General features: G+C 68.4%; 1 protein-coding gene. It reads left to right on the top strand.

Going from position 1 to position 364, the window contains the following annotated elements; genetic code table 11:
- Window positions 1–16 precede the first annotated feature (16 nt).
- Window positions 17–364 (top strand): hypothetical protein (locus SB754_RS19465; protein WP_410784047.1); only part of this gene is annotated, 348 nt, incomplete at its 3' end.

A 364-nucleotide genomic window follows, 5' to 3' on the forward strand; every position in this document is an offset into this window, starting at 1 on the left:
CCTGCAAAGGAAAAGCATGCCTACACGCCACGTTTCGCGCCGTGCCGCGCGCGTACTGATGATCGTTCGAGCGCTCATCTCCGCCGTTGCCGCCATCGTCGTGACGTTCGTGCAGAACCGTCCGGGCGAATTCGCCGAGGCGGCGCTCGCGGGCTTCCTCGCGGCGATGGTCGCCTACTTCGTCGCCGAGACGATCGTGCGCGGGGCCGAGACCATGCGGGTCCTCCTCGGGCTCGTCCATCTCGCGGCAGCCGTGCTCGTCTTCGTGCTTCCCGGATCCGCGGATGCCCGTTTCCACCTGACCCTGCTGCTGTGGGCGGCTGCGGCGGGAATCATCGAGCTCGTCGGCGGCCTCACCGGCCGT

Source organism: Leifsonia sp. SIMBA_070 (genome assembly GCF_046534635.1).
Classification (GTDB): Bacteria; Actinomycetota; Actinomycetes; order Actinomycetales; family Microbacteriaceae; genus Leifsonia.